Below are 13494 nucleotides of genomic sequence, written 5' to 3' on the forward strand. Positions count from 1 at the left end.
ACCAAGTGCCGTCGCTCGACATCGTTTGACCACAAATCAATTCAGCGGGCGCGCCGGCCCATCGAACCCATCAGGCGAGCACGCGAAAGTCTTCTTCGCCCCACCCCGCCGCAAGCTCCAAGAGCTCGCTGTCTTCGAGCTCGGCGAGCGCTGCCAATTCTTCGTCCGTGAGTGATCCGATTTCTTCATCACTCATCGCCGCAACTTCTTCGATGTCGCAATCGTCCAGACCTGCCATTTCGAATCCACATTGAGCGAGCAGTTCGTCGATCTCGGTATCGGACAAACCTTGTTCGTCGTTATTGTCGTCTTCGAAGAGCGCTTCCGGGACCTGCGTTGCGTCGGCGGCGCGGCGCGAGCGTTTTCCGGCAGGCTCGAAATCCCCCGAGTTCGACCCTGAAATGCGAAAGATGGGCGTTTTGTCGTGATTTTTGCCGAGCTGTTCTTCGAAGATTCGCGCAAATGACGGCCCGGCGGGCTCGCACACGACAATCGCGACCCTGCGAACCCCCGGACGAGCGCGCAAATCCTCGAGCGACGCGGCAATTTCTTTTTCGGTGTCCGAATCGTCGTGATCGAAGCAGAAGGTCGCAGGCTCCGTGCCTCGCACGAAAATGGCTGCATAAAGCCATGCCGCCGTACGGGCGCACGAACGATGCGCGCAGAGAAGAACGCGAGTGCCCTCGTCGATGCGTACGTACGTATCCAAAAAGGCGTCGATTCCTTGCATGACTCGTTCCAAAAAGTGCGTTGTTCACGGTTTCGTTGGCCAAGGGCAAAAGCGGTCCACTCGCGCACGTTGCGCGTCCGCCGCCCTCTCCAATCGCCGGCCGCCTCGATGCAAACCGGATGGACATCAATTAAGTCACCAATCAGAAATTCGCAATGAAAACACTGGGCCGATCGGACATTGTTCGACACACGTTCGTCAATGCGTATTTTTGCATCGGTCCATCAAAATAGGCTTCATTTGACGCACTTCTAGCGCATCAAGATCAATCGTCGAAGCTATGACACGAAATGTCTGCTCCGGGTTCGCTGCATGCCGCAATCCACATCCGTGGAATTCACTTTGCATCGGACATTGTTCGACCGAGGTCGATGCAGGTGCCCGCCCGCGTCGATCCACCCTTGACGGATCCTTCGAGCTTTGGAATCGAGTTGCCCGCTCCGTCGTCTTTAGGTCGTCCCATGCGTAACGCTTTCCCGTCCGTGCTCAGCGCCCCGCTCTTGGCTCTCTTCGCCATCGCTACGAGCGGCTGCGATCCGACCGCAACTGCGGCGACGCCCCCCGTCAGCACCTCCGCTACCGTGCCCGCACGTGCCGCCGCAGCCCCCGACGAAGGCGAAACCTGCCGCACGCGTATCGATACCGTTCTCGCCTCGCCCAAAGCGCCTGGTGCTCCGGCGTTCGACGCCGTTCGGATCGAAATCCTGGGCCGCGTGCGAGGTGAACCCGTCCATTTCGTCCGCGAGCCCCAAGCCACGCCCGAATCGGCGCTCGATCCGCGCCTCGTCGCTTCGGCAAAAGTATTCGCCAGCCAGCGCCCTGGAGGCCGCGTCGTCAATTTGCTCAAGCGCCACAAATACGATCCGCGCGCATTGCGCTCGCTGCTGCTCCGCGAAGGTTATGCATATGCACCCGATCCCATGGATGCCTTGATGCTCATTACGCAAGTCAAGCTCACCGACCTTTTCGACGAGCCGCAGATCTTTCTTGCGCGTGGCACCTCCATTCGCCCCCTCACACGCACCAAGATCAACAAGGAATTTCGATATGTGGATGCGACGGGCAAACCGGCCGACATGCTTTTTGGCGATCGCGTGGCGGTGACGGAAAAAGAACTTGCCACGCCGCTTCATCGAGATGTTGCGGCTTTGTCCGAATCCGCTGGATTCGATCGAATGCGTATTCGTCATGCAACGACGGAGGCCATCGTTGCCGACGTTCGATTTGGCGAAACCTGGGCCAGTTCCTTGTTGGTCTCCGACGGCCCCAAGGTAAGCCTTGCATGCATTGCCGAAGAAAAGCCCGTACGCGACACCATTGCTACGTATCTCGAAAGCAGCGCGCCGCATCGTCGAGCGATGCAGGCCATTCGTGACACCATTACGAAGGTCGTCGACGAATCGTTCCGATTCGATCGTCCCGAGAGGGAGCCGGACCATTTTCGAGACGGCATTTTGCGCCCTCAATGGATGACCGCGTATTTGCAAGGGCGTACCAGCTACACATTCGAAAAGCACACTTATTCCGTATTCGGTCCCAGCGGTCTTGCATGGCCTCCCGAAGTGTGTGTCGATTTCATCGTCGATACGTACGAACGAGCGGCCGGTTCGTGGTTCCGTCCTCAAGGCGAGCCTCCGGGGCGCACGCCGGGCCGCTTGTCGCTCAGCGCCCCCAAAAAACCAGCACCTCGCGGCGTGATTGGTTTTGCCGATTTTGCCGAAGATTCCCCCGAGCTATTCGCGGTCGTGCGTTACCAAGGCACGCAGCGTGTTCCTTTCGGCGAGCGCACGCGTTTTTTCGAAAACCTTCGTGACAATGCCGATCTCCGCCCTGGCGACATCGTTGCCATTCAAGGATTGAAGCGCGACGACTACGTCCATCAGCACGGCATTTTCGTTGAACGCACCGATCCGATGACGGGATTTCCCTATGGGCTGGCCGATCAAATGAAACGCCCCCGCCGTCGCACGTGGGAAGGTATCATGGCCGAGGCGCCCAAACGAAGTTTGTATTATCGAGCCAGACCCACCGAAAAAATGATGAAGAAAATCGATCCCGGCCCCGCAACACAATAAGCAAAATTTTAGTGCTGACGTGGTAGCCCGGGGAGTGGTCCGATTTTGCGGCGCTCGCGGGGGGCCCCACTGTTTGAGCGCGCGAAGCGCGCGAGTTTGGGGGGCACCGCGACGCCGCAAAATCGGACCCTCCCTGGGCGGACAAACCCCAATGTTGCCTCCAAGTTCTGTTTAACACCTCACATAAGCAAAAAGCCCCGTCATTGCAGACGAGGCTTTTCGGTCGCAGTGGCTCGTAAGCCGAGTTCTGTATTGCGTCGAAGTCACCCCCGACGCACCGACAATCATTCCTCTAGGACACACATTGCTGTGTGCCTCCAGCAGCCTACCCGGAGGCATCGGGCGGGCCACCCTTTCAGGATTTTTCAATCCCTGCGCCTCCCTATATGGCCTTGCTCCGTGTGGGGTTTGCCGTGCCACTTCCGTTACCGAAAGCGCGGTGGGCTCTTACCCCACCGTTTCACCCTTACCGACAGGCTTTCGCGTGCCGGCGGTTTCTTCTCTGTTGCACTCTCCTCGAGGTCACCCTCACCGGGCGTTACCCGGCACTCTGCCCTGTGGAGCTCGGACTTTCCTCCCGCGAACCGAAGTTCGCCGGCGATTGCCTGAACCGCTGCGACGCACGCAATATACCCGCAATCACGGCATTGTCGAGATGTCACGCCGCCAGCGGCAACAGCCTGTCGCGCAGCTTCCGCTTCGCCCGCGCTTCGAGCTGCCGCGCTCGCTCACGCGAAACGCCCAGCCTTCGGCCAATTTCCGCAAGCGACAGCTCTTCCTCCGGATCGGCCATCATGCGCGCTTCGACGATGTACCTCTCGCGAGGATCCAGGTTTTGCACGGCTTCTTCGAGTTGCTCGCGCAGGCGCGCACCTTCTTCCGCCCGCAAAAACCGCTCTTCCTGATCCTGCTCGTCCGCAACCAGCGTATCGACCAGCGACCGAGCGCCATCGTCGAATACTTTCGTATCGAGCGACACGTCGCGCGCTTCGAGACGCCGCGCCATTTCAATTACCTTTTCAGCCGGCGCACCAAACTTGTCCGCCAGCATTTGATCGCCCGCTTCTCCTTCCCCGACGAGCCCTGCAATACGCGCCCGCTCTCGCCGCAGCCGGAAAAACATCTTCGACCGCAAAGGCCCCGAACCCACGCCGACCAGACTCCACGAATGAATCACGTGGTTCAGGATGTACGCACGTATCCAATATGCGGCATACGTGACGAATCGATTTCCTCGCTCGGGGTCGTACTTGCGGATCGCATGCACGATACCGAAGTTCCCCTCGGCAATGAGGTCCGCAAGCGGAATGCCATAACGCCGATAACTTATTGCAATCGACACGACATGCCGCAAATTGGCGAGCGCCAGCCTCGCTGCCGCTCGCTCGTCTCCCGAATCCCGGAACGCGCGGGCAAGCTCCACCTCTTCCTCGCGGGAGAGTTCCGGAATTTGCCGGATATGCGCAATGTACCGAGATATCGCGCTGCCTTGGTCACTTGAAGTCTGCACGTCGTCCCTCACGAGTGTGTATTCAGTTGCCACCGCCCCACGACCCCCGCTCACCGTCCTGCTCGAAACTTGCGGTGAAGCCCGCACCCCTGCCCTCAATGCAACCCCCATTCCTAGTTTTTTTGCGCCCCCCACGGCGGAAGCGAAGCAGCTCAGCACGAAGAACGGCTGAAAAACCACGACGTAACGCCGCCCGGCCGCTGGAAATCACGCGGGGCACGAGAAATCAGAATGACGATGAAATGCGATTTCAGCCCGGCGTCACCAAGCTAGCCACTTGCGCGTAACGCAACGTGGCTCGACACCAAAAAACGATGGCGAAATCAGGAAAAGGCGGGGATGCGCTCGCGAAACGTCAAGCCGAGAAGGACGAACCGCACCCGCAAGTGCTCTTCACATTCGGGTTGGAAAACTTGAACCCAGACCCGTGAAGACCCTCGACGTAATCAATCTCCGTCCCCTCGAGGTACTGGTAGCTCAAAGGATCGATGAACAACTTGATCCCTTTGTCCTCGAACGTTTCATCCATGTCCGTCGGTTTGTCCTCGAAATAGAGATCGTACGAGAACCCAGCACACCCCCCGCCAATCACGCGCAAACGCAAACCCTGACCCAACAACTCTTCTGCCGTCGCAATCTCTAATACTTTCTCGGCCGCCTTGGGCGTAATGCTGATAGACATGACTCTCCTCGTACTCCTGTCGAACTCGCAGGGTCGCTCGCAATTCTCTCGCTCACGAACCTGACGGTTCTCCAATTTGACCCCTAAGATAGGCAACCTCGGACCAAGATGCCAGCACAAGATGACGCTACGGAACCACCACCAGCCGTGGCGAGCCGTATCGCAGCCTCGAAACACTCATGAGACTCTTTCGTCGCGGTGTCATTCCCTGCAGCGACTCCGTTCCGCCACCGACCGAGCGGGAGGTGCTGCGAGCGCTCGGAGTCCCGCATCATGAGCAAGTCGCGCAAATTGAAGAGCTCGGAGTGCGCGAAGCCATCGGCCTGGCCATGCGTCGAGCTTACGGAATGACATCGTTTCTCGCGCATTTTCGCACAGCCGAGGTCATTCTTACGAAACCGGATGAATTTACCGTCGAAGAGGCGCCCCAAGGTTTGCTTCGATCCGCCACGCTCGTGCGGCGTTTTGCGGGCGCAAAAGAGGTCGCGATCATCGCCGTGACGCTCGGGCAAACTTGGGACGACGTGCTCGACGAGCTTGGCAAACGCGGAGAAGCCGCGGAAGCATGGTTTCTGGATGCGCTCGGGAATTACCTGGTCGATCGAGCTTCGAGGCGCGTGGAAGAGCGCGTGGCCCAAGACATGGCGCGCGCGGGCCTCGGGCGCATCGGTCGCTATCGGCCGGGATATGCCGACGTGCCGCTCGAATTGCAGCCCTTGTTTTGCGACTTCGTCGATGCCGGTCGCATCGGCGTGCAAGCGAACGAGGCCATGAGCTTGTGGCCACGAAAATCCGTCACCACGGTGGTTGGTTTTCGCGAAGGTGATGACGAAGCAGCGTCTCGAGCATCGTCAACGTGAACCAAACGAGCTAAGGAGTGCGCGTGAAACGCGAAGAGTTTGCAGCGCGGCTGAAGAACGAAGTCTTGATCCTCGACGGCTCGATGGGAGCCTTTTTGCAAGCGCGGGGTTTGCCCGACGGGTACGCGCCCGACATGTGGAACGTCGAGCAGCCCGATGCGATCACCGCCGTGCATCGCGAATATGTGAACGCAGGCGCGGACATCCTGCTCACGAACACGTTCGGCGCGTCGCGCATTCGCCTCGGCGAGTACGGCGCGGAGACGCGCGTGCGCGAGATCAACATCGCTGCCGCGGAGAACGCTCGACGCGCGGCCGGCGACAAACGCGTGCTCGTCGCAGGCGACATCGGCCCCTGTGGAACGACGCTGCAACCAGGCGGCGAATTGGCTTTCGACGAAGCCGTTGAGCTCTTCGCGGAGCAAGCGCGCGCGCTCGTGGAAGGCGGCGTCGACATCATCGCGATCGAGACGATGTTCGACTTGGTCGAAGCGAAAGCAGCGCTCATCGCCGTGCGAGACGTATCTCGTTCGATCCCCATCATCGCGCACATGACGTTCACCGCGCGAGGTTTGACCGACACCGGTTCGGATCCCGAAACCGCAGCCATCGTGCTCGAAGCGTGCGGAGCCGACGTGCTCGGCGTGAACTGTTCGGTCGGTCCCGAAGACATGCTCGAAGTCGTCGGTCGCATGGCGCGCGCGACGAAGTTGCCGCTGTCTGTCCAGCCAAACGCCGGGCTCCCGGTGATGCGTCAAGGGCGCACGGTGTTTCCTCAAACGCCCGATCAAATGGCGCCTTTTGCCAAGCAGTTCGTCGATCGAGGTGCTGCGATCGTCGGCGGATGTTGCGGGACGACGCCCGAGTACATCCAAAAAATCGCTCACGACGTCGGGCACAAGCCTCACGCTGCGACAAACCGTGTCGAAGGCACGTGGATCACGTCGCGGAGCAAGTCCGTGCGCATGGGCCCGGGCGCGCCTTTCGTGACGATCGGCGAGCGCATCAATCCTACGGGTCGCAAAGTATTTTCTCAGGCGATTCGAGAAGGACGAACCGACCTCATCGTCCAAGACGCGCGCGCGCAAGCCGAAGCTGGCGCCATGTCGCTCGACGTCAACGTCGGCGTGCCGCTCGTGGACGAACCCGCGATGCTCGAAAAGGCCGTGCTTGCAGTGCAAAACGTCACGGACCTGCCGCTCGTCATCGATTCGTCGAACGTGCAGGCGCTCGAGCGCGGCATCCGAGTTTATCCGGGCCGGCCGCTCGTCAACAGCGTCGATCCGGTGCGGGAAAAAGCGGATTTTTTGCTTCCGATCATCAAGCGTTACGGCTGTGCGGTCATCGGCATGACGGCCGAGAGCGAGATCCCCGAGCGAGCGATCGATCGCGTGCGTAACGCCGAAAAGATCCTGCGCATGTGCGAAGAACACGGCATCCCCAAGGACTGGGTCGTCTTCGACTGCATCTCGATTCCGGTCAGCGCTGCTCCCGAGGGGGCGGCGCAAACTTTGGAGACCATACGGATCATCAGGACCGAGCTCGGGTGCGCAACGACGCTGGGTTTGTCCAACGTGTCTTTCGGTTTGCCCTTGCGCAAAACCGTGCACAACACCTTCCTCGCGCAAGCCATCGCCGTGGGCCTCGATTCGGCCATTTGCAACGCGGTTGATCCGCTGCTGCAAGAGACGGTGGCTGCTGCGAATTTGTTTGCGGGTCGAGATCGAAGCTGCCGGCGATACATCGACATGGCCGTGCCGCTCGAAGCGCGACGCAAGCGGGACGCTGCGATTATGGAAGCGGCCAAGAGCGGACAGCTCCTGAATGCGATGACGCCGGGACAAACCGACGCATCGCCGGAAGCGGCGGGGGCGGTCAAAGGTGCGAAGACGACGCGGGACTTGCTTTGGGATGCGGTGGTCGATGGGGACAAGGACGGGGTGCCGTCACTCGTCAAGCGGGCGCTCGACGAGGGGACCGATCCATTCGACATTTTCTTGAACGTGCTCACGCCGGCGATTCGCCATTTGGGTGATTTGTTTGGTGCGGGCAAAAAGTTCATTCCGCACCTCATTGCGAGCGCCGATGCAATGAAAGCGGGCGTTGCGGTCTTGATGCCGCTGCTCGAAGCATCGGGCAATGTGGAGAAAAAGGGGACGGTGATTCTCGCGACCGTGAAGGGGGACATTCACGACATCGGGAAAAACATCGTCGGGTTGATGCTCCGCAATTTCGGATTCGACGTGCACGACTTGGGTCGCAACGTGCCGGTGGAAACGATATTGGCGGCAGCGAAGGAGCATAATGCGCAAATCATTGGTTTGTCGGCGCTGATGACGACGACGATGATGCGCATGAAGGACGTCATCGACGCCGTGCGAACCGAAGGTTTGTCGCATGTCGTGATGATTGGTGGAGCTGTCACGACGCCGTCGTTTGCCGAGGAAATCCGTGCGGATGGTTATGGCAAGGACGTTGGGGAAGTGGTGAACGTGGCCGAGCGCATGCTGAAGGTGCATGCGGAGAGGTTTGGGGGGAAGGAAGCACCCAGGGTGGCGGACGAAGCGAGGGTGTAGGGTATTGGTTTCTTTGCACGAGGACGGGCCATGAAACGCATCGTCGTATTACTCACCGAAGGTTACGCCGACTGGGAATGCGGGCAGTTGCTCGCATCCGCGCGCGAGGAGTTCAAGTATGACGTCACCATCGTGTCGCCCGATGGCAACATGGTCACGTCGCTCGGCGGCGTTCGCACGCTGGTCGACACGTCATTCGACAAGGTTGATCCTGCGACGATCGATTGCCTCGTATTGTGCGGCGGAAGCATTTGGGAAAGCGAAAAAGCGCCCGACTTGTCCGCTCGACTCAGGGAATTCGCCGCCCGCGACTGCGTCATGGGCGCCATTTGCGGCGCGACGCTCGCGTTTGCCCGCGCGGGTCTGCTCGATGAAACGGCGCACACGAGCAATGCGCCGGGGTATCTCGCGGCTGCCAAGGAATACCGCGGCGAAGCGTTTTACCGTGACGTGCCCCATGCGGTGCGTTCGGGCAAAATCGTTACTGCGGCCGGAACGGCGCCCATTACGTTTACTGCGGAGGTCTACCGCGCACTTGGTCTCGGCGGCCCGGACTTGGACGAATACGTGACGTTGTTCGGACGGGAATTCGCTACTCGATAATCTTGAATTCGTACACCCCTTCGAGCGCGTACGTTCGACCCGCGCGCATGAGCCGACCGCGCACGGACACATGACGTTGCCGACCGTGCGCATCGAGCGCTTTGCGGTAATCATCGGGACCGAGTGAACAGCGTGCCCGAATGAGCTCGTCATCGGCGTCGAGGCGCAGAATGACTTCGCCTTCCAATTTGCCCGCGTCATTCACATCTGCGCGAAGCTCGACCACTCGCCCGACGTGAACGTCTTCAATGGGTGATTGCGGTGGTCGGAGCATCCGCGACAAGTCCTCGAAAGCTCGATACAAAGAACGTTCGATGCGCACCTCCGTCGGCGTACCGTCCGGTGCTGGAAGAATCGGGGAATACCGCACATCGAGCGCCAAATCGGTACGTTCGTCGCGAGGCATCATTTGCACGAGCGCTTCGCATAGGTTTGCCGTCGTCATTGGCGCATGCGCATCGACGATGGCTTGCGGTCCCAATCTTACGAGCGTCTGCACGGTGCGAGTCACGGACTGCATGAGGCGTACGACCGTACGACGGCCAAACTGTGTAACGGGCAATTCGTCGGGAAGATCGTGCGGGCAATGAATAGAAAATGCAAAACTGCGCTGCTCGGCGGGACCAAGCCGACACGCTCGCAAAAATGCCTCGGGAATCGAGCGCGACATGCGCTTGTGATATCGGGCGTCCGGGCGTTCTTCACTATGCGCACTGGCAAGGAGCGCCTTGCGCGCTCCCTCGACGAGCGCAGGAGCCAAATCGACTGCAATCATGCCGTCCGCAGTGCCTTCGCCCGTTTGCGCAAATCGCAATCGGTCGGATTTGGGCATGACGAGGTCGGCTATGACCTGGTCGACCGTCCGCTGCTCGAATCGAGCAACCGCACGCACTGCACGCTCGAGTGCTTCATGGTAATCGTCAAACGTGGGGTCGAACGGCACACGCACCTCGACGTCCCCATAGCGATACACGCCTGCATCCGTCCGTCCTGTGGGTAACAAGCGGAAACCGCGAGATACCAGATAATCGCGCACGTTCGTCCAGGAGACCTGGTCCATTGCCCCGCGTGTTTTCATCGGATGGCCTCTTGTTTGCGCGACAAGGACATCAGCCGCATGAGCGATGGCCCGTCGAACACGTTTTCACGCGGGATGGCGAGCGTGCGACTCTGTGCACCCACCAGCGACAACCAATACCCGCAACGACGAAGCACGAGTGCATCCTGGGTGAGGTCGACCCATGCCGCCTCGTCTTCCGGAAGAAGTACCACGACCAGAAGCTTGGGGTAGAGGGTTCGTGTGCGCCGCAGATCGTGGAAGTTTTTCTCGTTGTGCAGGTAGTACGATATGGCTCCTGCCGGTGCGTCGTGAACGAACGCTTTTACTTGTAGGTCGATGACTCCCTCGCGAACGTCGTTTGGCCCCGCGCTGGTATCGACATGTTTGACGGTGATGTCCACGCTATTGCGATCGACTCGAATGAGCTCGGTCGAGCAACCTGCGCGAGAAGCGACGGCGTACACGTACGCAAGCGCGAGGTGTTCTTTTATGTCGTTTTCGAGCAGCATGCGTGTCGTGAAGTCCGCAAGTTTGCCGGAGAGTAAACAGGGAAGTGACGAAAATCAAGCTTTACGCTGCCACCCGTCGCTCGTCGTCCCACTCATTGCAAACAACAACGCTTGTACTTCTTCCCGCTTCCGCAAGGACACGCTTCATTCCGCCCCGGCTTCGGTTTCATTGCGCGCTCGTTGACGCTCGTCGGTACCGCCCCCTTCGGCGGCTCGATGGCCCTTGCAAACGACACCGCGAATTCGCGCCAAGGTCGACCCTTCCGAGCTTCCGCCACCTCGTCCCGTTCTTCGCGTAAAACCTCCGCAGACGTTGTCAAGAATCGATCCAATGCCGATTGCGTTTGCGGGTCATCGATGCACGCCGCTTCGACCATGATACGCACCGCAAGCTCGTCGGGCGCAGTTCGCAAAAGATTCGTATAAAACGCCGCAACTTCCGCTCGAAGCGCCGGATGCTGCGCCGCAAGCTCATAAGCGACTGCCGCAAAGAGCGAGCGCTTGTACGCCTGGAGCGATGCGTCCTGCGCCGCCTCCATGTACAGCACTGCGGTTTCCGGCCGACTCGCCGACATCATGGCCAACGCCCCTTCGATCAAACTGTTCACATCCCGCTTCTTGCCGATATCGACGAGCACCTTCACCGCCTCGACAGTGCCAATCATCCCAAGACAGCGAAATGCATCGATGGACGGCATGAAGACGTCCGGATCGAGCGTCTCCCATACCTCGTCGGTAATCAGCATGCGCCACAGCGGCTCAATGGCTTCATTCCCCCGCTGCGATACCTCGGTCAAAAGCTCGAGCGGACTATCTCCCGCGGATGATTTCAACAGGTCAATCAGTTCAGTTATTGGTTTGTCCGCGAAACGGGTCATCAGCAGGCCATAATTTGTTCGATGGCGCTTGTCAAGCCCCCCCATCGCGGTCGCAAATCGCCAACACTTTCCTGTCGTCCGGCACTTTTCTCCGAACGTCGAGCGAGCCCTACGTCTCGGGCGAGATAGGCATGGGCTGCCGCGAGATGATCGGCGAACCTCGGGCGGTGAACGGGGAACTTCCCTCGCGTTTGCGAGCGCCCGTGTTACCATCGTCTCGCGAGCGCGACCCATGAAGATTCCCTACGCCAACTGCAACTTCGTTCAGATCCGCCAGGAGGGCTATTTTTACGTCGACAAAACGCCGTTCATTCCGCGCATCGAGAACACCGACGAGAACCATCTGCTCTTTCTCCGCCCCCGCAGATTCGGCAAGTCGACGCTCATCAGCACGCTCGAAAACTACTACGACGTGAACAAGGCCGATAAATTCGACGAGCTGTTCGGCGGCCTTTGGATCCACCAAAACCCGACGCCCAAGAAAAACCATTATCTGGTGCTCCGGCTCGATTTCTCGCCTGTCGACACGACGGGCTCGGAACCGGACATTCGCAAGAGCTTTGCCGTGCAAGTGAAGTCGGCCGTCGAGTCATTCATTGCGCGGTATGACAAGCTGTTGCCGGCTCTGTCGGATTTGAACGACCTTGTCCGATCGGCGGACGAAGATACGGCGGCGGTCATGACGCAACTCTTCACGAAGGTCGCGAACGCAGGGCGGCAGGTCTATTTGCTGATCGACGAATACGATCACTTCGGCAATCGGCTGCTTTCGGATGGTCGTGACGATGTGTACAAGGATCTCGTCCGCGCGACGGGGTTCGTCCGCAGTTTTTATGCTGCGTTAAAAGCCTTCACCATTTCGGGCACGCTTGGACGTACGTTCATCACCGGCGTATCGCCCATCATGCTCGACGACTTGTCGAGCGGTTTCAACATCATCCGACATATCTCGCAAAACGACAAATTCAATGATCTCGCCGGCTTTACCCGCGCCGACGTCGAACGAGCGGTCGACATCTTGCTGCACGACAAACCCGAATTGGCCAACGACCCGCGCATCAGCGATCGGCAAGTGCTCATGAAGACGCTCGAGCGGTATTACGACGGATATCGATTTTCTCGATTCGCCAAGGACCGCATGTACAACTCGACGCTGGTGCTTTATTTCTTGGGTGAACTCAAGACGAGCGGGCGGTATCCTCAACAAATGCTCGATTTGAACGTGCGCACCGATTATGGGCGACTGTATCAGATTGCCCGTTCCACGAGCGAACAAGAGACCGATACGCGCGAATTGCTGGAAGAGATACTCACGCACGAATCGATTTCCGTGTCCCTCGTGGAACAATTCGGCACGCGGCTGAACCTGGGACGGGCCCAAATTGCTTCGCTCTTTTATTACATGGGGATGCTGACGTTTGCCGACGACACCGAGCCCGAAGGCGAGGCGACGCTGGTCATTCCCAATCGCGTGATGCGGGAATTGCAATGGCAATACATGGCTTTTGCCCTCCAGGATCACGATGGTATTCGCATCGATGCGGGCCGGTTGCCCGGCGTGTTGAGGACCATGGCCAACGATGGTGACATCGAGCCATTGGTCCAGTTGTTCCACAGGGAAGTGGTGCAACGTTTGGGACTGCGCGAAACCATCAACTTCAACGAGCAGACGATGAAGCTAATGCTTTTTGCGTATTTGTCGCAAAGTCAGATGTTTTATTTGATGACCGAAAAAGAGTTTGCCCAAGGTTATTGTGATTTGCTGCTCGGGCTCCGGCGCGCGGGTTCGAAGGCCAAATATGCGTGGATCATCGAAGCAAAGTACGTCAAGACGGATGCCGATGACCATGCGATTGAAAAGGCGGTGGATGAAGGGTATGCGCAAATCCAGCGTTATGCCGCGGACAAGGACCTCGTGGCCATGTTGACCCACGGCAAAGCGCTGAAAGCCGGTGTGTTGGTGTTCGTGGGATTAAAAGATGTGCTGTTTCGAGCGTGGCCGAAGAATTGA

General features: G+C 59.0%; 11 protein-coding genes and 1 other RNA gene. 5 read left to right on the plus strand and 7 right to left on the minus strand.

Annotation, left to right across the window (positions count from 1 at the left end; genetic code table 11):
• Nucleotides 1-70: 70 nt before the first annotated feature.
• Complete coding sequence (locus IPM54_11770; GenBank protein MBK9260495.1) at nt 71-730, minus strand: hypothetical protein; 660 nt, start codon at nt 728-730, stop codon at nt 71-73.
• A gap of 461 nt (nt 731-1191) precedes the next feature.
• Here IPM54_11770 and IPM54_11775 point away from each other — a divergent pair, with 461 nt between their 5' ends.
• A complete protein-coding gene (locus IPM54_11775) occupies nt 1192-2805 on the plus strand; it encodes a hypothetical protein (protein MBK9260496.1) in 1614 nt (537 codons plus the stop codon).
• Nucleotides 2806-3026: 221 nt separating this feature from the next.
• Here the strand turns inward: IPM54_11775 and rnpB are convergent.
• From rnpB to erpA, 3 genes are all read right to left on the minus strand, one after another.
• Nucleotides 3027-3422, minus strand: an RNA gene (gene rnpB, locus IPM54_11780) — RNase P RNA component class A.
• A 41-nt stretch (nt 3423-3463) separates the two neighbouring features.
• Nucleotides 3464-4315, minus strand: coding sequence for an RNA polymerase factor sigma-32 (locus tag IPM54_11785; GenBank protein MBK9260497.1), 852 nt, complete (start codon nt 4313-4315; stop codon nt 3464-3466).
• 355 nt (nt 4316-4670) lie between these two features.
• Nucleotides 4671-4997 (minus strand): iron-sulfur cluster insertion protein ErpA, encoded by a 327-nt coding sequence (gene erpA, locus IPM54_11790; GenBank protein MBK9260498.1) that lies wholly within the window; start codon nt 4995-4997, stop codon nt 4671-4673.
• Nucleotides 4998-5176: 179 nt separating this feature from the next.
• Here erpA and IPM54_11795 point away from each other — a divergent pair, with 179 nt between their 5' ends.
• From IPM54_11795 to IPM54_11805, 3 genes are all read left to right on the plus strand, one after another.
• Nucleotides 5177-5857, plus strand: a complete 681-nt coding sequence (locus IPM54_11795) for a hypothetical protein (protein MBK9260499.1) — start codon at nt 5177-5179, stop codon at nt 5855-5857.
• An 83-nt stretch (nt 5858-5940) separates the two neighbouring features.
• Complete coding sequence (locus tag IPM54_11800; GenBank protein MBK9260500.1) at nt 5941-8433, plus strand: homocysteine S-methyltransferase family protein; 2493 nt, start codon at nt 5941-5943, stop codon at nt 8431-8433.
• 30 nt (nt 8434-8463) lie between these two features.
• Complete coding sequence (locus IPM54_11805; GenBank protein MBK9260501.1) at nt 8464-9036, plus strand: glutamine amidotransferase; 573 nt, start codon at nt 8464-8466, stop codon at nt 9034-9036.
• Here IPM54_11805 and IPM54_11810 read toward each other — a convergent pair.
• From IPM54_11810 to IPM54_11820, 3 genes are all read right to left on the minus strand, one after another.
• Nucleotides 9026-10114: a hypothetical protein gene (locus IPM54_11810; protein ID MBK9260502.1), complete on the minus strand. Its 1089-nt coding sequence runs from the start codon at nt 10112-10114 to the stop codon at nt 9026-9028. The genes IPM54_11805 and IPM54_11810 overlap by 11 nt on opposite strands.
• Complete coding sequence (locus tag IPM54_11815; protein MBK9260503.1) at nt 10111-10605, minus strand: DUF4365 domain-containing protein; 495 nt, start codon at nt 10603-10605, stop codon at nt 10111-10113. The genes IPM54_11810 and IPM54_11815 overlap by 4 nt, the downstream gene beginning before the upstream one ends.
• Before the next feature lie 92 nt (nt 10606-10697).
• Entirely contained in the window at nt 10698-11351 is a 654-nt protein-coding gene (locus IPM54_11820; protein MBK9260504.1) for an SEC-C domain-containing protein, read from the minus strand.
• 364 nt (nt 11352-11715) lie between these two features.
• Between IPM54_11820 and IPM54_11825 the strand changes: the two genes are divergently transcribed.
• The gene (locus IPM54_11825; protein MBK9260505.1) at nt 11716-13494 is read left to right on the plus strand and encodes an AAA family ATPase; all 1779 of its coding nucleotides are present in this window, start codon (nt 11716-11718) and stop codon (nt 13492-13494) included.

The sequence above is a fragment of the Polyangiaceae bacterium genome (assembly GCA_016715885.1).
Classification (GTDB): Bacteria; Myxococcota_A; Polyangia; order Polyangiales; family Polyangiaceae; genus Polyangium.